This is a genomic window from Vibrio sp. YT-15 (genome assembly GCF_033337445.1).
GTDB classification, from domain to species: domain Bacteria; phylum Pseudomonadota; class Gammaproteobacteria; order Enterobacterales; family Vibrionaceae; genus Vibrio; species Vibrio alginolyticus.
In genome coordinates, this window is the sequence record NZ_JAWOQR010000002.1 from 96,925 (window position 1) to 117,389 (window position 20,465).

At 44.5% G+C, this 20,465-nt stretch carries 16 protein-coding genes and 1 tRNA gene; 6 read left to right on the forward strand and 11 right to left on the reverse strand.

The features are described 5' to 3' along the window. Window positions 1–12: 12 nt before the first annotated feature. The 3 genes from R7D93_RS04520 to gap all read right to left on the reverse strand — a co-directional run bounded on the left by R7D93_RS04520 (window position 13) and on the right by gap (window position 4,284). Complete coding sequence (locus R7D93_RS04520) at window positions 13–2,049, reverse strand: methyl-accepting chemotaxis protein (protein WP_225495499.1); 2,037 nt, start codon at window positions 2,047–2,049, stop codon at window positions 13–15. Between the two features lie 198 nt (window positions 2,050–2,247). Further along, window positions 2,248–3,132 carry a D-hexose-6-phosphate mutarotase gene (locus tag R7D93_RS04525; protein WP_033907352.1) on the reverse strand — a complete coding sequence of 295 codons (885 nt, stop codon included), beginning with the start codon at window positions 3,130–3,132 and terminating at the stop codon, window positions 2,248–2,250. A gap of 156 nt (window positions 3,133–3,288) precedes the next feature. Further along, window positions 3,289–4,284 carry a type I glyceraldehyde-3-phosphate dehydrogenase gene (gene gap, locus R7D93_RS04530; RefSeq protein ID WP_318129445.1) on the reverse strand — a complete coding sequence of 332 codons (996 nt, stop codon included), beginning with the start codon at window positions 4,282–4,284 and terminating at the stop codon, window positions 3,289–3,291. Window positions 4,285–4,621: 337 nt separating this feature from the next. On the opposite strand from gap, the gene msrB reads away from it, so the two are divergent. Then, a complete protein-coding gene (gene msrB, locus R7D93_RS04535; protein WP_005380698.1) occupies window positions 4,622–5,029 on the forward strand; it encodes a peptide-methionine (R)-S-oxide reductase MsrB in 408 nt (135 codons plus the stop codon). Between the two features lie 117 nt (window positions 5,030–5,146). On the opposite strand, the gene R7D93_RS04540 is transcribed toward msrB, so the two are convergent. Beyond that, entirely contained in the window at window positions 5,147–5,968 is an 822-nt protein-coding gene (locus R7D93_RS04540; protein WP_225495497.1) for a DUF2989 domain-containing protein, read from the reverse strand. 101 nt (window positions 5,969–6,069) lie between these two features. On the opposite strand from R7D93_RS04540, the gene R7D93_RS04545 reads away from it, so the two are divergent. Then, entirely contained in the window at window positions 6,070–6,354 is a 285-nt protein-coding gene (locus R7D93_RS04545; protein ID WP_005380700.1) for a YeaC family protein, read from the forward strand. A 95-nt stretch (window positions 6,355–6,449) separates the two neighbouring features. Here the strand turns inward: R7D93_RS04545 and ansA are convergent, their stop codons facing one another. After that, a complete protein-coding gene (ansA, locus tag R7D93_RS04550) occupies window positions 6,450–7,463 on the reverse strand; it encodes an asparaginase (RefSeq protein WP_017635822.1) in 1,014 nt (337 codons plus the stop codon). A gap of 164 nt (window positions 7,464–7,627) precedes the next feature. Beyond that, window positions 7,628–9,478, reverse strand: a complete 1,851-nt coding sequence (sppA, locus tag R7D93_RS04555) for a signal peptide peptidase SppA (protein WP_005380705.1) — start codon at window positions 9,476–9,478, stop codon at window positions 7,628–7,630. Between the two features lie 224 nt (window positions 9,479–9,702). Between sppA and R7D93_RS04560 the strand changes: the two genes are divergently transcribed. Next, window positions 9,703–11,715: an NADPH-dependent 2,4-dienoyl-CoA reductase gene (locus tag R7D93_RS04560; protein WP_005380708.1), complete on the forward strand. Its 2,013-nt coding sequence runs from the start codon at window positions 9,703–9,705 to the stop codon at window positions 11,713–11,715. A 59-nt stretch (window positions 11,716–11,774) separates the two neighbouring features. Here the strand turns inward: R7D93_RS04560 and R7D93_RS04565 are convergent, their stop codons facing one another. Continuing rightward, window positions 11,775–13,091, reverse strand: coding sequence for an MFS transporter (locus tag R7D93_RS04565; protein ID WP_025767195.1), 1,317 nt, complete (start codon window positions 13,089–13,091; stop codon window positions 11,775–11,777). A gap of 173 nt (window positions 13,092–13,264) precedes the next feature. Here R7D93_RS04565 and R7D93_RS04570 point away from each other — a divergent pair, with 173 nt between their 5' ends. Together R7D93_RS04570 and R7D93_RS04575 are read left to right on the forward strand one after the other, a co-directional pair. Beyond that, window positions 13,265–13,813 carry an NAD(P)H nitroreductase gene (locus R7D93_RS04570; RefSeq protein WP_005380711.1) on the forward strand — a complete coding sequence of 183 codons (549 nt, stop codon included), beginning with the start codon at window positions 13,265–13,267 and terminating at the stop codon, window positions 13,811–13,813. Between the two features lie 103 nt (window positions 13,814–13,916). After that, window positions 13,917–15,884 carry a DNA topoisomerase III gene (locus R7D93_RS04575; protein ID WP_213872643.1) on the forward strand — a complete coding sequence of 656 codons (1,968 nt, stop codon included), beginning with the start codon at window positions 13,917–13,919 and terminating at the stop codon, window positions 15,882–15,884. Window positions 15,885–15,928: 44 nt separating this feature from the next. Here the strand turns inward: R7D93_RS04575 and R7D93_RS04580 are convergent, their stop codons facing one another. Together R7D93_RS04580 and R7D93_RS04585 are read right to left on the reverse strand one after the other, a co-directional pair. Further along, a complete protein-coding gene (locus R7D93_RS04580) occupies window positions 15,929–16,135 on the reverse strand; it encodes a hypothetical protein (protein ID WP_005380717.1) in 207 nt (68 codons plus the stop codon). Between the two features lie 183 nt (window positions 16,136–16,318). Continuing rightward, window positions 16,319–17,008 carry an SDR family oxidoreductase gene (locus R7D93_RS04585; protein ID WP_054575561.1) on the reverse strand — a complete coding sequence of 230 codons (690 nt, stop codon included), beginning with the start codon at window positions 17,006–17,008 and terminating at the stop codon, window positions 16,319–16,321. Window positions 17,009–17,279: 271 nt separating this feature from the next. Here R7D93_RS04585 and R7D93_RS04590 point away from each other — a divergent pair, with 271 nt between their 5' ends. Then, on the forward strand, window positions 17,280–18,203 hold the full coding sequence (locus R7D93_RS04590) for a histone deacetylase (protein WP_225495495.1): 924 nt from the start codon (window positions 17,280–17,282) through the stop codon (window positions 18,201–18,203). A gap of 194 nt (window positions 18,204–18,397) precedes the next feature. Here the strand turns inward: R7D93_RS04590 and R7D93_RS04595 are convergent. Then, window positions 18,398–18,488: transfer RNA gene (locus R7D93_RS04595), tRNA-Ser, on the reverse strand. Between the two features lie 156 nt (window positions 18,489–18,644). Then, the gene (locus R7D93_RS04600) at window positions 18,645–20,453 is read right to left on the reverse strand and encodes a DUF3413 domain-containing protein (protein WP_005380721.1); all 1,809 of its coding nucleotides are present in this window, start codon (window positions 20,451–20,453) and stop codon (window positions 18,645–18,647) included. Window positions 20,454–20,465 lie beyond the last annotated feature (12 nt).

Genomic DNA, 20,465 nt, shown 5'->3' on the forward strand with positions numbered 1-20,465 from the left:
TCTTATTAAGTATTAGTGGAAGAAGTCGACTTGCTCTTTCAAGTTTCGTGCTTGTTGTTGAAGTTCAATGGCACTTTGCGAGGTTTTTGCGCTCGTGTTGCGGCTTTCTCGGTTAAGTTCACTGATAGAATGGGCATTTGCTGCAATTTCTTGTGAAACTTGAGCTTGTTCTTCTGAAGTCGCTGCAATGGCGTCGGCTTGAGAGGCTATCGACTGCACTTGTACTGCGATGGCTTCTAATGCTGTGCCCGCGTCTTGTGCTTTGTCCAAGACCTGGTTTGCACTGCGTTGGCTGTCTGTCATCATATTAACTGCATTATGAGTCGACCCTTTTAGTTTCTCGATAATTTCCACGACATCCTGAACTGAGCTTTGGGTTCGGTGCGCAAGTGTGCGCACTTCATCTGCTACAACTGCGAAGCCACGACCTTGTTCACCTGCTCGTGCTGCTTCAATGGCGGCATTCAAGGCAAGTAAATTGGTTTGCTCAGCAATTTCATCAATCATTTTAGTGACGGTTTGAATACTCTCGCTATCGCGATTTACTTGCTCGATAGCCGTTGCTGATTGATCCAATTGATCGTTAAGTTGAGCAACGTCGATACATACGCCTTCAACAATCGCGAGACCAGACTGGCTATCGGTATTTGCTGAGCGTACGTTTTCCGCAATGCTTTCGACTTGTTGTGCGACAGATTGAGCGGAAGAGGCCATTTCTTCAATCGCTGTCACAACTTGCTCGACTTCTTGTTGTTGTCGGTCGGCTTGGGTCAAATTGCTATGTGCATCGTTGGCAACGCTGGTGGAGTTGCTCTCCACTAAGTCGCTTGTTGAACGGATCTTACCAACAAGTTCATTGAGCTGACTTGCCATACTGGCGACACCCGAGCTCAGGTTCGTAATTTCATTCTTTGATGCTTTACGAGACGCTGGAATGTTCAAGCTGACTTCGCCGCCCGCTAAGCGAGTCATGTATGAGTTTAGAGTCGTGAGAGGTTGTAAGCTGCGATTCAAGAAAAGCGTCAGTACAACAAAAGTAATGATTGCCGCTACCGAAGAAATGATGGCAATGAGTGTGAGAAGCGTGTCGCTACCTTTTGTAACTTCTTTGATAAACGTACCGCCTAGCAGTTTCCAATTCCAACCTGGAACCTCTGTGTAGACAAGATACTTTTCGCCTACGTTACCTTGGTACTCGAAAGGGTAGCGAATTAATCCACTAGATTGTTCGAAAATCTGACCAAAAGGCTTGTGACCATTGTAGTCGGCGACTTCTAGTATTGACGAATCTGAGCCGCTTTTTGCTGGATGAAGTAGGTATTTACCAAGATTGTTTTCGTCGTTATCAACGATAATGGTGTAACCAGTGTCGCCCCATTTTATCTCTTCGAGTGCATCGAATAAGGTTTGTGTCGCTTGGTCTACTGGTAAACCAATAAACGATAGGCCTACTACCTTTCCTGTCGCATCTTTGATTGGGGCATAGTAGGTAATGTAGCGCTCGCCATACAATTTAATTTGAGCGTAATACGGTTGCCCTGCTTTAAGTTGCTGATAACCAGGATGGTTGATGCCTAGCGTGGTTCCGACCGCTCGTTGACCTTGTGGATCTTTTAGGGAGGTGGACACCCGAATAAAGTCGTCACCCAATGGTGCGAATAGCGTTGCTATAGCGCCGGTATCACGTGTGAAACTGTCGACCAACTTGGTGTCATTAATTAAGCTTTCACTGTATTGAGTGATGTTTGGTACTTCATGTCCCATGAAGTCAACCGTGTAATTTTCGACATAGACACCGGCAAGGTAGCCATTGCGAAAAGTAGATTCGAGGACTTTAGCGGTGTGCAGGTAAGCATCGAATTGGCCAGCAATGGTTTTTGCCATTGATTCTACTTTAGATTGGTGTTCTTTCAGCGTGCTTTCCAATAGAACATCGGAAGCGTTGCGGTAAACAAGCGCTGCAATACTGCTGAAAGCAATGAATAGACACAAAGTAATCACCAGTTTCAACTGGAATCCGACACTTTGATTTCGGTATCTCTCTAACATAGACTAATTCCTGATATTTTTATTATTTATGAGTTTTGTATCGGTATGCTATCGGTTTATATGATCAATTTTTTTGATATTTATTAATGAAACCGTCAAAAGTGACCAGTAACCAATAAGTTAGTAAAGATAGGACCATCTAAGCAGAGCTTTTATTACAAAAAAAGCCGGGTATCCCCGGCCTTTATATGGTGATTCTTACTGCGCTGAAATGACAGTGACAAGTTCATGTGTCTCACCTGGTTGGAGCGTTTGACCTTGCTCAATACTTGGTGCATGAACAGCAGACTCCACACACAACATGGTTTGATAACCATCGTCAGCCATGTCACCCATGCTTTGCGCACCTTCTGCCCAAGGGTTCCATAATACTGCTGAGTTGTGGCCTTGGTTGTGTACGCTTAGCGTACGATCCAATACCGGGTCTTTTACCAAAATTTTCGCTTCTGGTTGCGTGTAAACGCGATCAATCGTGTCAGTTAGTTGTAGAACATTACCACCTTGGCATACCGCATCAGCTTTCAAGCTATCAATGTACTCGGCACCCATGCCTGTCGTTTGTGCTTGCTTAATGTCTCCAACGTTTAGGTAAGTATGTAATGCGCCAGAGAAGGTCCAAGCCTCGTCATCAATGTTCATGACTTTGAGCGTCACTTTTAGCTCATCGCCCACTTCAATCACCAAACGAGCGTCAAACATATGGGGCCAAATATCGTGGATTTCTTCTGTCGGGAACAGAGCAAGTTCAACAATCACACCGTTATGGTTCTCACGATGTTCAACCAACTCCCATTCTGCGGTGCGGGCAAAGCCGTGAGCTGGAGCAGCAATACGCCCAAACCAAGGCCAACAAACCGGAATACCACCGCGAAGAGCAGCTTTACCATCGAAGACAGCTTTTTCGCTCATCCAGATCAGATCTTCTTGACCTTCAGGCGTGAACGACACGACATGACCACCGTGTAGCGAGATGCCTGCCGTTGCTTTGTCATGAATCACGCGGACGATTTTTATCTGATCAACTTCAACGATAGTGACGTTATCAGATAGCACCGTTAGGGCTGGGAGAGTTTTTAAATCCATGTGTAGTTTCCTATCGCTGGGGGAGAGCTTTTAGACGCGCTTCGCACATTAAATGCAACATCGAGCCTGCATTCTCTCAAATTCCAGATACAAAAAAGGCGACTCTAGAGCCGCCTTTTCTTTAACGAAGTTATTCGCTAATTGCTAACTTTCTAATTACTTAGAGATGTGAGCGATTAGGTCTAGAACTTTGTTTGAGTAACCGATTTCGTTGTCGTACCAAGATACAACCTTAATGAATTTGTCAGTTAGCGCGATACCAGCTTTAGCATCGAATACTGAAGTGCAAACTTCGCCGATGAAGTCTTGAGATACAACTGCATCTTCAGTGTAGCCTAGAACGCCTTTTAGTTCGCCTTCAGAAGCTTCTTTCATCGCTTTACAGATGTCTTCGTAAGAAGCACCGTTAACTAGGTTAACAGTTAGGTCAACTACAGAAACGTTAGCAGTTGGTACGCGGAAAGCCATACCAGTTAGTTTGCCGTTTACTTCTGGAAGTACAACGCCTACAGCTTTAGCAGCACCAGTTGAAGATGGGATGATGTTTTGAGAAGCACCACGACCACCGCGCCAGTCTTTAGCAGAAGGACCATCTACAGTTTTTTGAGTTGCTGTAGTTGCGTGAACTGTAGTCATAAGACCAGATTCGATACCGAACTTGTCGTTAAGAACTTTAGCGATAGGCGCTAGACAGTTAGTAGTACAAGAAGCGTTAGAAACGATGTCTTGACCAGCGTAAGTGTCGAAGTTTACGCCGTTAACGAACATTGGAGTAGCGTCTTTAGAAGGACCAGTTAGTACAACTTTTTTCGCGCCAGCAGTGATGTGCTTACGTGCAGTCTCGTCAGTTAGGAAAAGACCAGTTGCTTCAGCTACAACGTCAACACCGATTTCGTCCCATTTTAGGTCTTCAGGGTTGCGCTCTGCAGTAACACGTACAGTTTTACCGTTAACGATTAGGTTACCGCCTTCAACTTCAACAGTACCGTTGAAACGGCCGTGAGTTGAGTCATACTTAAGCATGTATGCCATGTAATCTACATCGATAAGGTCGTTAATACCTACTACTTCGATGTCGTTGCGCTCTTGCGCTGCACGGAATACGAAACGACCGATACGGCCAAAACCGTTAATACCTACTTTGATAGTCATTATAGTTGCTCCACAACTTAATTTCTGATTAAAGATAACTGGTAGTAAAATTACAGAATCCAGTAAACATCTGCAAGTGATAATCGGACTTAACTTGTTTAAAGTCAAAAAAAAGCGACGCTTTTTTTAACAATTCTTTGCAAATGTACGTTTTTTAAACTTTTAACTGATTCTTCTGTAGCCCAGTTGGCGTAATATAACTGGTGAGATAAGTGCTCTTATCAAATTAATTACTCATGGTGTCCTGGTGAGAAAGTATGTGCTACAAGTGTTAAGAGAAGCAAGTTTTTTGCTAAAAAAGTCAATACCAAGAACAGTAAATAAGGAGCCGAAAGTCGTGGAACAAAGCGGGAAAAAAGTGACGAAGTCAGATGAACAGTGGCGTGAGCAACTGTCTGATGAAGAGTTCCGTGTTTGCCGAGAGCAAGGTACAGAGCCTCCTTTCAGCGGTAAGCTACTGCATAATAAGGAAACTGGTGTTTATGCTTGTACCTGTTGTAATGCCCCTCTCTTTGTCTCTGATAACAAGTATGACTCTGGCTGCGGATGGCCAAGTTTTGATGCGCCTATCAACGATCAAGCGGTGCGCTATTTAGAAGATCTAAGTCACGGAATGGTACGTACAGAGATTCGTTGTGCAACGTGTGATAGTCATCTAGGGCACGTTTTTGAAGATGGCCCACAGACCACAGGAGAGCGTTTTTGTGTTAATTCTGTGTCGTTAATTTTCAACAAATCAGAATAATAACGACAAAATTGTGCTCGAGATTGTTTTATCCTTTCAGGATGATTCAAGCTCAACAGTGATCTGAGTGTCGCTCGACTTAAATAAAAACTCCCGCTCATTGCGGGAGTTTTTCGTTTATATCTCAATGGGTATCATTGCTGGGGAATAGATACCTTTCTCTATGGCTTTCGCCACCGATTCGGCTAATTCATCCAACTGCTTATATCGCTCTGGATGACTGAAATTGAACATACGTTGGAGCTGCTTTTCATCAGCAAGCGGTACGTCGAATCTCTTCGCGACCATTGCCCATAGATACGCTTGCTCTTTGTCTCCAAGCCCTTGATGAATACTTGCCATTGACTTGAGAATGACCGGATTGATGTTGTCTTCATCAGATAAAGACAACGCGTTATTAAGAAGCTCCAGGGTTTTCTTGGTATCTCGGTTGGTATAAAAAGTGGCTAATGCATATTGCATCTCAGCATTATTTAATTGGGGAGACCCTTCCATTTGTAAAAATGCGCGCCGAGCTTGAGTATCTCCCGTTTGAGACCATAAGAAATACAAAGTAGCCGGGTCTTCTGAGCCTTTTAACTCGTTTACGATGCGCTCTAGCTCATCAATACTGTGTACCAATGCATTAAAGCGTTGTCTTTTGAGAGCACTTTGATCAATAGGGGTGATCTGGGAGGCGAGTTCTAAGCATTTCCTATATTCAGCGACCAGACCGTATTCGATGATTTGGTTGGCCTCTGATGGGTTTTTCAATTGCTCAAACCGATGCCAAACCAAATTTGTTCTTGGAATTCGACATTGGCCGTCATCCATATTGAGCTGCTCGCAACGTAGCTCTGGTGTTTTTTGGCACAACTCTTCGGTTGTCACGTTACCTTCAAAACAGCCCGATAGCGCAAAACATGCGAGGCTGAGAAGTAACCAGTTTGTTCTTTTCATGGCTTTGCTTGTGATCCGTTACACCAATTCATTTTCGTATTCTTGACTCAGTTTCTTAACCCGTTATGTTCTGTAAATAGAATGTAATAAGAAGGTACACTATGGACGCAGAACAACTATTACAAGCGATGACTCCAGAAGTTTATGATCGCTTAGTCTATGCAGTAGAAACGGGAAGATGGCCTGAGGGTACAACACTTTCTAAAGAGCAGCGAGATTCGTGTATGCAAGCTGTGATGTTGTATCAATCAAAACATAATACTGATGCGCAGCATATGACGGTTGCAGCCGGTGGTGAAATCAGTTTTAAATCAAAACAAGAGCTTAAAAAACAATTCAGCGGAGAAGAGAGCGATATTGTTCGTGTCAATCCGAACATTGATTAATCCTTACGCCTTATTTCTCAAAATTTTATTATTTTGATTTTGAAAGAAAAAAGCCCAAACTGTATTGGGCTTTTTAGATCGTAGAAAGCTTGAACTTACAGGCTCATTTCACCACGCAGTACTTGTTGCATTCTCTCTTTTACTTCTTCGTAAGAAAGGTTTTGGCTTAGAAGGTAGTGTAGTTTTGCCAGCGCCGCTTCGGGCGTCATGTCAAAGCCACTGATAACACCAGAGTCTGCGAGCGCACAACCTGTGGCATATCCGCCCATATTCACTTTACCTGCCAAACACTGAGTCAGGTTGACAACAATAACGCCGCGCTCAGAGGCTTCTTTCAGGTGACCAAGCAGCTCAGGGTTCTGAGGAGCATTACCGACACCAAAAGTCAGAAGAATCATCGCATTCACGGGCTGACGAAGCGTGTTGCGGATAACTTCGTGTGAAATACCAGGGTACATGGTGATCACACCGATTGGTTGTGGCGTGATGTTGTGAACCTTAAACTCACCTTCTGGTTGTGCTCCAACGGTTACGCTGTTGCTAACTTGAATATTGATCCCAGCTTCCAATAGTGGAGGAAGGTTTGGTGAAGTAAAGGCATTAAAACCGTCTGCATGAGATTTTGTGCTGCGGTTACCACGCATCAATTGATTATTGAAGAACAAAGTTACTTCGTTGATCGGGTAGTTTGCCGCAATATGTAGCGCGTTTAATAGGTTTGCTTGGCCGTCAGAACGCAGCTCTGCGAGAGGGATTTGTGAACCCGTTACAATCACTGGCTTACCAAGGTTTTCAAGCATGAAAGACAATGCGGACGCTGTGTACGCCATGGTGTCAGTACCATGTAGGATAACGAAACCATCGTATTTGTCATAGTTGTCACGAATATCATTCGCAATCTGCTGCCAGTCAGCAGGTGTCATATCTGATGAGTCAATCAGAGGGTCGTATTCGTGGATGGTGTAATCCGGCATTTCAGGACGATGGAATTCGGGCATGCTTGCTAATTGCTTTTCCATAAAGCCAGCAACAGGCACATAGCCGTGGTCGGATTTTTGCATTCCGATGGTACCACCGGTGTAAGCGATGTAGATGTGTTTTCTAGTCATCGTTTTTTCTTTCGTGTAGGGGAACAGAGGCGGGGATTATATACCTAAATAACCTTGAGATGCGAGGCTATACGCACAGCATCAGAAAGTCATCTGAGGAGATGCAAAGCCTAATAAAAAGGGCACTTCAAGTAGAAGCGCCCTTTGTAATATTGATGGAAAAACTACTGCACTTGGCAGTTCAAACAAAATGCGTATTGACCTTTAGGATCGTTGAAGCTTTGGAGCAAGCTTGCGTCTTGTTCGAATTGTTGAGCTACGGGTTGAAGACTTTTTGGTAGCAAGCTTGTTGCATCAATACCTAGAGAGACTTTCACCTGTTTCATAAACTCTTGCAGAAATAGTTCAGTAGGTGAAAGAGGCTCTTCTACCCAGTAAATGCCGTAATCGGTCACGTTCGCTAGTTTCGCCGCTAGCTCTACAGCATCATCAAAGTCACCCATTTGATCGACAAGACCAAAGGATAGTGCATCTTGGCCAGTCCAAACTCGACCTTGAGCAACTTTGTCAACTTCCTCTAGAGACATATCGCGATTCTCGCCAACTAGAGAAATAAAGCGCTTGTAACCGTGTTCGATACCTAATTGGAACACTTGAGACGCGCCCTCAGAAAGGCCAGTGGTAATACCGTCACCTGAGAACGGCGATGTGCCAACGCCATCAGTATTAATACCTAACTTGCTAAAGCCTTTTTCAAACGTGGTGATGACACTAAATATACCAATGGAGCCCGTCAGGGTTGTTGGCTGAGCAACGATTTTGTCTGCGCTCATTGAAATCCAATAACCACCAGAAGCGGCCAAACTCGACATGGATACAACAACCGGCTTACCTGCTTGCTTCAGAGCTTCTACTTCGTTACGAATCACTTCAGAAGCAAAGGCACTGCCTCCTGGACTATCTACTCGTAATACGACCGCTTTCACTTTTTCATCATTGCGTGCTTGACGCAGCAAGCTTGCGACCGTGTCACCACCAACAGTTCCGCGAGGTTGTTGACCGTCCATAATCGCGCCACTGGCTAGAACAACGGCGATGTCGTGCTGAGGTAGTGTGTAATCGGGACGAATCGTTGCAAGGTAGTCGTAGTAACCAATCGCGTTGTAGCTGTCTTTGCCGTCACTACCAAACTGTTTTGCAAATAGAGTGCGAATGTCTTGGCGTGTCGCAAGTTCATCCACTAGCCCCAGTTTGACTGCGAGCTGAGCAATATCGCCATTTACAGACTTCATCTCGTTAATCAGCTCATCCATGGTTGGATTAAGCACTTTCGCATCAATGTTTCGGTTTGTTGTTACGTCATCAACAAAAGCACTCCACAATTGAGTAACCCAGCGTGTTGCTGACTCTTTCGCCGCATCGGACATGTCATCACGAATAAACGGTTCGATAGCGGATTTATAAGTACCTACGCGAAAAACATGAGTGGAAACGTCAAGCTTTTCAAGTAACGTTTTGTAGTACATTGAGTAAGCGCTGTAACCTTTAATCAATACACCACCATCAGGTGCCAGATAAACTTTGTCAGCGTAACTTGCCAAGTAATATTGGCTTTGGTTGTAGAAATCACCTACGGCGTAAACGGGTTTGCCTGACGCTTTAAATTCGTTCAACGCTTTCGCGATGTAACGTAGTTTCGTGAGATTTGTTTCTGGCATGTCTCGCAGTGCTAGCACTAATCCAGACACTTTAGGATCGTCTTTCGCGTAGCGAATAGTATCAACGATATCGAAAAGGACGTTTTCTTTCGGTAGCTCATTACCCAAAAGGGAACCAGCAAAAGAGTCCATTGGGTTTACATAACGTCTTTGTTCGACAATTGGGCCTGAAAGGTTCATCACCAATGCCGATTCTTTTTCGACGACAGGTTGACCGTCTCCGGTATAAGTAAAGGCAAAGTAGAAAACGGCAATCATCAGCAAGAAAATTAGGTTTGCCAGTGCGAGTCTGATGAAAGTGATACTTTTCCATATCCCTTTAAATATCAAACCAATAAATTTGAAGAGTTTTTTCATCTTGTCTCCATAACGAGATAGTTACGCCGAGTCTAACAAAGTATGGGTTCTTATCTCTAAGATCTCAAAAGATAACATTTTTTTAGCTTATCACGACCACTCAACAATTGGCATATTTTCACACGAGATTGATCGGTGTTACAAAAATGTAAACGCTTGTTTGATTTTTTGGTTGAGCAGGCTTAATCTGGTCAGACCATGATAATAACAATGGATGTTAAGTGATGTCTGCCATGTACCCAAACCTATTAAAGCCACTGGACCTCGGTTTCACACAATTACGAAACCGAGTTCTGATGGGATCAATGCACACGGGCTTAGAAGAGCACAAAGAAGGATTACAGAAGCTCGCGGCTTTTTATGAAGAACGCGCGAAAGGCGGTGTCGGACTGATTGTAACCGGAGGTTTTTCTCCTAACTTACGCGGTCGTTTACACCCGTTGAGTGCTGAATTCAGCAAGCCAAAACATGCTAAAGCCCATAAAGTTGTGACAGAAGCGGTGCACAAGCACGGTGGTAAAATTGCGTTGCAAATTCTCCATGCTGGGCGTTATGCAATGCATCCATTCTCGCAAAGTGCATCTGGCATTAAAGCGCCAATTGCAAAGTTTGCTCCGAGTGAAATGAGCGACCGCCAGATAAAGAAAACCATCGACGCGTTTGCTAATAGTGCGGAGTTAGCACAGCTTGCTGGTTATGATGGCGTCGAGTTAATGGGCTCGGAAGGTTACTTGATAAACCAATTCTTATGTAAACGTACTAATATGCGTTACGACGAATGGGGTGGCAGCTATAAAAAACGTATGCGTTTTCCGCTAGAAATTGTTAAAGCGGTACGCAAGGCGGTAGGTGACAAGTTCATCATCATCTTCCGTCTTTCTATGCTGGATCTTGTCGAGCAGGGCAGCACTTTTGAAGACGTTATCGAATTGGCGAAAGCACTTGAAGAGGCTGGCGTCACGATTATTAATACGGGTATCGGTTGGCATGAGGCTCGAATTCCGACAATTGCGACTCAAGTACCACGCGGTGCGTTTACATGGGTTACGGAAAAAGTTAAACCTCACGTTTCGGTTCCTATTATCACTTGCAACCGTATAAATACGCCAGATGAAGCAGAACGTATTTTATCTTCAGGTCATGCCGACATGGTTTCGATGGCGCGCCCATTCTTGGCCGATCCTTACTTTGTTGCTAAAGCCGAACAGGAAAAAGCGCAGCTTATTAATACGTGTATTGGTTGTAATCAGGCGTGTCTAGATAACGTGTTTAAAGGTAAGCGCGCCAGTTGCTTAGTGAACCCTCTAGCGTGCTATGAAACCGAAATTGTTGTTGAACCAGCCTTTAAAAAGAAAAACATTGCAGTTGTTGGTGCTGGACCTGCGGGCTTGGCTTGTGCGACCACACTGGCTGAACGTGGCCATAAGGTTGATTTGTTCGAAAAGAACGACCGCATCGGTGGTCAGTTCCGTCTTGCGATGCAGATCCCTGGTAAGGAAGAGTTTCGAGAGACGATACGATATTTCGCTAACCGTATTGATGAAACAGGCGTGAATCTGCACTTATCGACGGAAGCGAACTATGACTTACTCACAGAATACGATGAGATAGTGATGGCATCGGGTGTTGAGCCACGTAAAGTCAATATTGATGGAATTGATAACCCAGAGAAAGTCGTCGACTATCAAACTCTCATTCGAGACAAAACGCCAGTCGGTGAGAAAGTGGCTATCGTTGGTGCTGGTGGCATTGGCGTAGATGTCGCGACCATGCTCACAGAGCCAGTTGGACAAACGTTGGATGACTGGTTGCATGAATGGGGAATCGACAAGGAGATGTCTCAGCCGGGTGGTTTATACCCTTACCCTGATGCGGTCAGCGATAAAGAAGTCTGGGTACTTCAGCGTCGTAAAGGTCGTGTAGGTAAAGGTCCGGGTAAAACGACAGGTTGGATCCATAAACGTACCCTTGAAAAACGGGGCGTACATTTAGTCGGCGGCGTGTCTTACGATAAAATTGATGATCAAGGTTTGCACATTCATGTAGACGGAAGCGCGCAGGTACTTAATGCAGACAAGGTTATCATTTGTGCTGGGCAAGAGTCTGTACGTCCGTTTGAAGATAAATGGTCTGAACTTGGAGAGAAGATTCATATCATTGGCGGAGCTGACCATGCGGGTGAACTTGATGCTGTGCGTGCGATTCGTCAAGGTGTTAAATTGGCGGTAAAACTCTAGCTTTTTAATGTGTGTTTACCATAAAAGCTGCGCTTTGAGCGCAGCTTTTTTGTATAGAACTAGTCACTGATATCTGGCAGTTGTTTGGCCATTACCACGCCAGCAAAAGTAATAAAAGAGAACACTAACACCACAGCTGAAAGGCTCAAGAAGTTCGACATAACACCAAGAGAGCTCATTAGAAGCAGCATTATCCCAACCACTGTGTTACTCACGGCTACATAGCTCGTCCGTTTGTCACCTTCTGCGATATCAACTAAATAGGTTTTTCGTCCGACTCGTATTCCGTCGTGGGCAATACAAACACAAAAGTAAAGCAGAGGAATCACGAATAGGAAGCTTTGGCTAGCGGTGACCCATGTATCGTAAACAAATAACACAACACCAAGTAGCGCGCTCATCATTGCGCCTATGACCATCACACTGCGGCTAGAGCGATCTGACATTCTTCCCCAGAAAGGACCTGACACAAAGGAGGCTAAGCCACTCGCAAACATAAAGAGAGCTAGCACCCAGAGCTGTCCACCCAGAGATTGCTGTGCCAGCACAACGTAGTACGGTGCACTCAGCGCAGAACATAAAAATAGTGTCCGCGTGATAACGAATCGACGAAAGGTCACGTCTGTCTTAAGTAACGCGAGTTGTTTAAATGCTTCGAGGACGCCATTTCGACCACCATCTACCTCACCGGCATACTCATTAATTCGCGCATAGACGAATGCCGCGATGAGCCATATGACGCCCGCTAAGCCTAAACTCAGACCGTAAAAGCGCTCTGTCGGCTCTACGTCCCATAACCAGGCTAGTGCCAGAAGGCTAGCGAAAAGCAGCGTAACCAGGCCAGCAGCGCTTGAAGACCAGCCGTTGACTTGACCTCGTTGGTTTTTAGGGATGGTTTTGCCCAATACATCTTTTGATGCGACGGAATTTAAACCGCGTGAGAGGCTGAAGATCACAAGACATGCAATCACACCATAACCCGCAGCTGCTCCTGTTAGAGTTAATGCGACCAATCCGATTGCAAATATGGAAAGAGCCTGCAAGATGCTGCCAATTACCCAGACCCATTTTCTTACTGGAATGCGTCGGATGTAGTGCGCGATGCTAAGTTGTGGGATAAGGGATCCTGACTCACGAATAGGAACCAGCCAACCAATTAAGTAAACCGGAGCCCCGAGACTTTGTAGTATCCACGGCAACGTGACTTTAGGATTGATTAACGCATCGCCGACTTTCGTTAAAAACTGAGCGAGAATGATTTTAAGAAAGTTGCCGGGAACTTGATGACAAGCTGATTCAGGAATCGCCTTACAGGCACGGGCATCTTCGTCATTAACGATCTTTTCGTAAATGCTGTTTTGTTTGTCCTTGTTCATCAACCTGCCTATGTTCAACTTATTCATTTCGCGAATAAATTAACATTAAACCCAGATTGATGTTAAGTGAAGCACGTTATCAAGCCCACAGAAAACCGGTTGTTATTCGCAGGAGCAGATTGTGCTAAAGTGGCGTAAACAAAATAACAACGATATTCAATAAGGATTCTTTCATGGACGCTCTCGATCTTTTGCTCAATCGCCGATCTATCGCGAAGTTATCCGCGCCTGCACCAGAAGGTAAAGCACTTGAGAACATCATTCGTGCTGGCCTTCGTGCGCCTGACCATGCGGGATTAACCCCTTGGCGTTTCGTTATCGCACAGGGCGATGGTTTGAAAAAACTGTCAGATATATTGGTAAAAGCGGCAGAAGCTGAAAATAGTGATGAAGCGGTGGTCGAAAAGGTAAAGAATGCCCCATTTCGCGCACCAATGGTGATCACGGTGATTGCTAAAGTAACAGAACATGAGAAAGTACCAGCACTAGAGCAACACTTATCTGCGGGATGCGCTGTACAAGCGATGCAAATGGCAGCCGTAGCGCAAGGCTTTCAAGGGTTTTGGCGCTCAGGTAAGTGGATGTTCCATCCAGAAGTTCATCAAGCATTTGGTTTAGAGGGTGACGATGAGATTGTTGGTTTCTTGTACTTAGGCACGCCTGGTTGTACACCGATGAAAGTTCCTGAGCGTGACCTTTCTCAGTTTGTTGAATTCCTATAATTAAAAACTTAAATAAACTGACTGTTTATTTATACAGTTTTTCTTGATTTATTAGGGCTACATTCGATAATGTGGCCCTAATTATATTTATTTCCAAAACGTTATGTCTCGTCTGTTTATTGCTGAAAAACCAAGTTTAGGCCGTGCGATTGCCGCTGCACTGCCAAACCCTCAAAAGAAAGATCAAGGATTCATCCGCTGTGGGAACGGGGATATCGTTACTTGGTGTATCGGCCACTTACTCGAACAAGTCGAACCCGACGCTTACGATGAGCGTTATAAAAAGTGGAATATGGCAGATTTACCAATTGTTCCGCAGCAATGGCAGCTCAGACCGAGGAAAAGTGCAAGTAAGCAATTAACAGTGATTCGTAAATTGCTCAAAGAAGCTAACGAAGTCATTCACGCAGGAGACCCAGATCGAGAGGGTCAGCTGTTAGTTGATGAAGTTCTCGACTATTGCAAGTTATCTAAAACCAAGAAGGAATCTACACAGCGTTTGTTGATTTCGGACTTAAACTTACCTGCGGTTAAACGTGCTCTCAGTTCTATGCGCAGTAATCGCGAGTTTATCCCACTTTCAGTTTCTGCATTGGCCCGCTCTCGGGCTGATTGGCTGTATGGTATGAACATGTCTCGTGCTTATACCTTGCTTGGTCAAAAAGCAGGGTATCAAGGTGTTCTCTCGGTAGGGCGAGTGCAAACGCCAGTTCTTGGCTTAGTGGTGCGTCGTGATGAAGAAATCGAAAACTTTGTCCCGAAGGACTATTTTACCCTACATGCTCTGATCCCATATCAAGATGCCAATGGTACTTTTGATATTCGTGCTCGTTGGAAGCCAAGTGAGGCATGCAAGCCTTGGCAGGACGAAGAAGGTCGAGTGTTAAACCGTAAGTTGGTGGAAAATGTTGCAAACCGTATCGCAAGTCAACCTGCAAAAGTGACGGAGTCGGAACAAAAGCAAACCAAGCAATCAGCACCATTACCTTATTCGTTATCTGCTTTACAGATCGATGCCGCGAAGCGCTATGGTATGAGTGCGCAACAAGTACTAGATACTTGTCAGGCATTGTATGAAAAGCACAAGCTGATCACTTACCCGCGTTCAGATTGTCGCTATTTACCGATGGAACACTACTCACAAGCAGGGACGGTGACAACTGCTATTGCGAATAACGCAAAAGAGTTGCAAGTTGCCGTTCAGGGAGCAGACTTAACATTAAAGTCCAAAGCCTGGAACGATAAAAAAGTGGATGCGCACCATGCGATTATCCCTACACCGAAGCAAGCTAATGTGAATGCGCTTTCCGGCAATGAGATGAAAGTGTATCAATTGATTGCGCGCCAGTACCTCATGCAGTTCTATCCGGCGGCGGTTTACGCAGAAGCGAAATTGGTTTTCGATATCGCTGGTGGTACGTTTGTCGCGAAAGGTCGTCAGTTAGTTTCGCCGGGTTGGAAAGCGCTAATGGGCAAAACTGACAAGGAAGATGAAGGTATTGATGCCGTGCCACCGCTACCCGAAGGCACCGTGTTAACTTGTCGTGAAGGGGAAATAAAAGACCGAAAAACCGAGCCACCAAAGCATTTTACCGAGGCATCGCTGTTGCAAGCGATGACCGGGATCGCCCGTTATGTTGCGGATAAAGAACTGAAAAAAATCCTTCGTGACACTGATGGGCTAGGCACGGAAGCGACTCGCGCTGGTATTTTGGACACGCTGTTCAAACGCCAACTGCTTACGCGTCAAGGTAAGTCAATTCTCAGTTCTCCTGCGGGAAGAGGTCTCATTCATGCCTTGCCAGAAGATTCAACATACCCTGATATGACGGCTCATTGGGAGCACCAGTTACAAGGTATGGCAGAGAGAAATCAAGCATATCAGCCGTTCATGCAAGCACTGGAACAACGCATTGATAGCTTGATGGCACAAGTAAAAGCAGGGCCTATCCCTGATTCATTATGTCATCTACCCAAGGTGGAACGTCCTGCGTTTAAACGTAAAAAGCGCAGTTATTCAAAGAATGGTGGCGCGACTAAATCTCGTGCAACCAAAGGTAAGCAGGCATAGGACAAGCGCGGTGTAATTAAACACCGCGCATGCTTGAAAATAGATTACTCGAACAGGTCACCGTGGTTTTGGATCGCGCCTCTTACTTCACCTTGAGTTAACACGCGTTTGTCCAGTACCTCTTTCACCTGGTTGCCCAAGTCAACTAATGTATCTCGATTCGCTTGAGTTTGGCGTTTACCAGCACTTCTCAAGCAGTAATTTAGTTCGTGCTCTTCGCTAAAATTAACCAAATCCCTATCTGCTGCCATCGTGCTTTCTCCTTATTTGTTCTACTTTTTCCTAAGTCTGGATTGGATGTAGATAAATTCAAGTTAGATTGCGCGAATTATGCTGGTGGATCACTGATGAACATTATGTTTGCCAACCAAGTCACGATTATGAAGCCTGGCTTTGATGGTATTTGGTTTAGTGATGGTTGTGTCTTAATGCTGCTACCAAGGTAACTCAGTACCATCGTAGTTAATAAATCGACCTGAAAGCTGCGGTGTGCTCAGTTCTATCACGTTCGCTAGGCCTAGCGCGGAGGTTTGCGTATCTATCAAAGCATTTGGCCCGCCCATCGCCGTTTTTACCCAACCAGGGTGAAGCGCTAAAACGGTAAATCCTTCAGGTGTTAAATCATTACTTAAGCTTTTCACAACCGAGTTAAGCGCCGCTTTCGATGAGCGATAAATATAGCCGCCGCCGGACGTATTTTCGGTCATACTGCCGACTTTTGATGAGATACAAGCAATCTTTTTCATCTTGCCTTGTTGTAAGCGAGGGTAACAGTACTCAACCAGTTTTAACGGAGCAATGGTGTTTACTTCGAAGACTTTACGCCATGCTTCTACGTCAGTATTTCCAAAGCCATATCCCTTGGGGCCGTAATATCCTGCATTATTGATGAGTAAGTCGATGGCAGGGAGTTTATCGGCAAGCTTAGCGACTTGTTCGTAGTGCGTGACATCCAGTTCGTGCAAAACTAGATTGCTGAATTGTGAGGCTAGAGTTTGTAGTTCTGAACTGTTCTCTAAGGAACGGCTAGTAGCATGTACTTGGTGGCCTTGCTTCAGGTACAGCTCAGTTAAGCTAAGGCCAATGCCGCGATTTGCTCCGGTAATAAAGACGGTTTGACTCATACAAACACCTATGTTTTTTTGATTTCAGTTGAAAGTCATTGTGTTAGCTAAGCACCATAAAATCAACCAACCACCACGCACCAACAACAAGAGATGAAAATAGGGACAGAGCACAAAGAGAGCCAAACAGTGCGCCGAGAATAGCAAAGAAAGTAGAATTCATATGTATATTAAATTTAATTGATATTGAAAATTATTATCAATTAAATTGCGTTTTATTCAACCCTTGAAGTTGATACTATTTCGTTACCATTGTTATTAAGAATTTCTCATGCTGCCATTTATCTACCACACGATTTATTCTCAACTTGAGTTGCCAGAGGGGCATCGTTACCCAATTATGAAATACCAGTACCTCTATGAATCGGTATTGGTGCATATGGAGAAAGATAACTGGAAAGAGCACACGCAGTTTTTCCAGCCCGAAGCATTAACTGTTGGGGAAGTAAAACGTGTTCATGACGAGGAATACGTCGAGTTACTTGTTAGTGGAAACATGCCAGCTGCGAAGATGCGCCGAATAGGTTTTCCTTGGAGTGAGTCTCTCATTACCAGAACGCTAACTTCAGCAGCGGGCACGGCTCTGACCGCAAAAAAGGCACTTGAGTACGGAGTGGCCATTCATTTGAGTGGTGGGTATCATCACGCACACAAAGAGTTTGGTAGTGGTTTTTGTTTATTTAATGACTTAGTGATCGCGGCTAGGCAAGCACTCGAAGTTGAGCATGTCGATAAAGTATTGATCATTGACAGTGATGTTCATCATGGGGATGGAACAGCAACTTTATGTGACGATGAGCCAGATATCATCACGCTTTCTTTCCACTGTGATAAAAACTTTCCAGCGAGGAAGCCTCAGTCTGACCTAGATGTGCCTTTAGTGCGAGGAACAGGTGATGAGGATTTTTTAATGGCGTTTAAAGAAGTGGTCGATATGGCACTTAATCTTCATCGCCCTGATTTAGTTATCTACGATGCTGGTGTCGATATACATCAGGACGATGAGCTTGGATATTTTGATGTGTCGACGCAAGGGATTTTAGAACGTGATAGATTTTTAATGCAAACAGTGAAATCTCGAGGTATCCCTGTCGCAGCTGTCGTTGGAGGTGGATATCGAACGAATCATGCTGACCTCGTCCCAATTCATTTGCAGCTTATCAATGCCGCTAAAGAAGTCTTTATTGATGAGTAGATACAACTAGACGTAAATATCAAATTGATTCAACACTGGAACGAACGAAAAGGGCATTAATTTTTTGTGGGTTCTTTCTGAGTGTGGCGGAGTGCTTAGTTGCGTTCAAGAAGTGATAAGCGATTTGTACAAATCTTTTTAAGCCTGGAGATGCGAAAAAGCCCGCTAATTTCTTAGCGGGCTTTTTCTAAAAGTGGCGGAGAGATAGGGATTTGAACCCTAGATACGCTATTAACGTATGCCGGTTTTCAAGACCGGTGCTTTCAACCACTCAGCCATCTCTCCATTGTTGAGGCGCATAATATAAGGCTTTGAAAATGTTGTAAACCCCTAGTTGAACTGATTGTATGTTTACTGCGCAAATTTGTGGTTTGTGTTGTTTAAATAAACAAAAAACTCCCCAAAAAGGGGGAGTTTGAATAGTATATGGATTGCTAAGTATTAATCGTTTTTAGAATAAAAACGCTGTAACTCAGTTAAACCTTGCATCAAAACTGGCAACTTCGGTGCATCATCTCGAAGTCGTTTGTAGTTTTTGTCATACAGCTTGTAGTTGCCAAACTTATCGATCACTGTGGTTTGTGAGCTAGTAATTAAGGCAAGCTCGCGAGTATCGCCCGCCAAGATCCAGCGACGACGACTTTCATCGAATAGGTTGCGACCACTACTGTAATCATATGGGTTGGAAGATACGCCGAGCATATCTTGCAACAGTGTAACTGAGAGGTCCAAGTGACTTGTGCTGTGATTAAATTCGCCAGCCAGCATTCCAGGCCAATGGATCACCATCGGAACTTGTAATTGATAACGGCTGTAGTTGCTGTTTGCTCCCCAGCTGTTCGTATTGGTTTCGTTAAATTCACTACCGTGATTAGAAGTGATGATTACGATGGTGTTTGTCAGTTGTCCCGTCGTTTCTAGTTCATCAATAATACCGGCGATAGTTCTATCCGCCGACTTCACTGCATATTCATAAGCTTTTTTGAATCGCTCACTTGCGGGCATTTCTTCGTCATTATTTGAAGGAATCGATTCAAAATTATCAACGGTGGTGACTTCGATGTAACTAAACCATGGCTGACTTGCTTTCTCTGCTAACCATGTATTCCAGTTTGCGATAGATTGTTTATCGGTATGAGCTTGCGTGCCATCTAGGTCTTCCGCTAAGTTCAAGTCGCGGAAAATAATTTCTGAGTAGAGATCATCTTCAAACCCACTGCCACTGAATAAACCAAAGTTGTAGCCCTGATCTTTCAGTACATCGAGCAATACTGGGGAAGCACCTTGCGCCTTGATGCTTGATGCATAACTGGTCGGTAAGCCATAGAACAAACCAAAGGCCCCGTATGTATCATTACTTGAGCTGTAATGATTACGGAAGTTCTGATTGTTTTCAGCAAACTCATAGAGGTTAGGCATCTCTTCTTGGTTCAGCGCATCCGCTCGTAAATTGTTTATGCTGATCATCAACACATTGAGCTTATTAACTCGGCGGTTAAACTCAAGCTTTTCAAGAGGGTAGTTGACTAACTCTACGTTGCCTTCGTTTTCTGCTAAACGTTTTAGGTATTCCTCACGGTCAAGTAGACCATGTTTTTCCATAAAACTCTTCGCTGTCATCGGGTAAGACAACGGGAAGTTTGAACGCTGGCTAGTAATTGGGTTGTAAAAATACGCATCTGCCCAAATGTAAACCAAATGGCTGGTCATAAAGCTGAGGAAAAAGACGGCCGCGAGAGGGCGTCCTACGTGCTTATGAGATAGTTTGCGCTGTTTTCGCCATACCCATTCGGATAGTGCGAGTTGAATAAGGAAGATCAGCGGCATCACAACAAATAAATGTTGTAGGTCAGTGCTGAGTGCACTTTTGTCTTCGCTGAATAGTAACTCCCAGACAACGGGAGTTAAGTGCAAATTGATCGACTGATACGCTTGGGTATCAATTAATAATATGGTTTGCCCAACGGTTGCGAAAATCACTGCCACCAAACGGAACAATTTCCGCGATGGCAGGATAAACGTCAACGGGAATAGAACAAGCAAGTAAAGTGCGAAAACTAGAAAGCCAAAGTGACCAACCCAAGAAACCGCCAGATAAAACTGACCAAGTAACGTCTCGGGCCAAGGAGACTGAACAATGTAGCGTGTGCCTATCAACATCGATGCAACGATATTGAAGAATGCAAACCAGTGACCCCAACCAACTAGTCGAGATACACGTTCGCCGTATGAGTTTCCGCTGTCTACCATGTATGTGTTCTA

Bases quoted from the DNA above. Each gene is read 5' to 3' on its own strand.
- R7D93_RS04520 (WP_225495499.1), bottom strand. From the start codon at position 2,049: ATGTTAGAGAGATACCGAAATCAAAGTGTCGGATTCCAGTTGAAACTG.
- R7D93_RS04525 (WP_033907352.1), bottom strand. From the start codon at position 3,132: ATGGATTTAAAAACTCTCCCAGCCCTAACGGTGCTATCTGATAACGTC.
- gap (WP_318129445.1), bottom strand. From the start codon at position 4,284: ATGACTATCAAAGTAGGTATTAACGGTTTTGGCCGTATCGGTCGTTTC.
- R7D93_RS04540 (WP_225495497.1), bottom strand. From the start codon at position 5,968: ATGAAAAGAACAAACTGGTTACTTCTCAGCCTCGCATGTTTTGCGCTA.
- R7D93_RS04545 (WP_005380700.1), top strand. From the start codon at position 6,070: ATGGACGCAGAACAACTATTACAAGCGATGACTCCAGAAGTTTATGAT.
- ansA (WP_017635822.1), bottom strand. From the start codon at position 7,463: ATGACTAGAAAACACATCTACATCGCTTACACCGGTGGTACCATCGGA.
- sppA (WP_005380705.1), bottom strand. From the start codon at position 9,478: ATGAAAAAACTCTTCAAATTTATTGGTTTGATATTTAAAGGGATATGG.
- R7D93_RS04560 (WP_005380708.1), top strand. From the start codon at position 9,703: ATGTCTGCCATGTACCCAAACCTATTAAAGCCACTGGACCTCGGTTTC.
- R7D93_RS04565 (WP_025767195.1), bottom strand. From the start codon at position 13,091: ATGAACAAGGACAAACAAAACAGCATTTACGAAAAGATCGTTAATGAC.
- R7D93_RS04570 (WP_005380711.1), top strand. From the start codon at position 13,265: ATGGACGCTCTCGATCTTTTGCTCAATCGCCGATCTATCGCGAAGTTA.
- R7D93_RS04575 (WP_213872643.1), top strand. From the start codon at position 13,917: ATGTCTCGTCTGTTTATTGCTGAAAAACCAAGTTTAGGCCGTGCGATT.
- R7D93_RS04580 (WP_005380717.1), bottom strand. From the start codon at position 16,135: ATGGCAGCAGATAGGGATTTGGTTAATTTTAGCGAAGAGCACGAACTA.
- R7D93_RS04585 (WP_054575561.1), bottom strand. From the start codon at position 17,008: ATGAGTCAAACCGTCTTTATTACCGGAGCAAATCGCGGCATTGGCCTT.
- R7D93_RS04590 (WP_225495495.1), top strand. From the start codon at position 17,280: ATGCTGCCATTTATCTACCACACGATTTATTCTCAACTTGAGTTGCCA.
- R7D93_RS04600 (WP_005380721.1), bottom strand. From the start codon at position 20,453: ATGGTAGACAGCGGAAACTCATACGGCGAACGTGTATCTCGACTAGTT.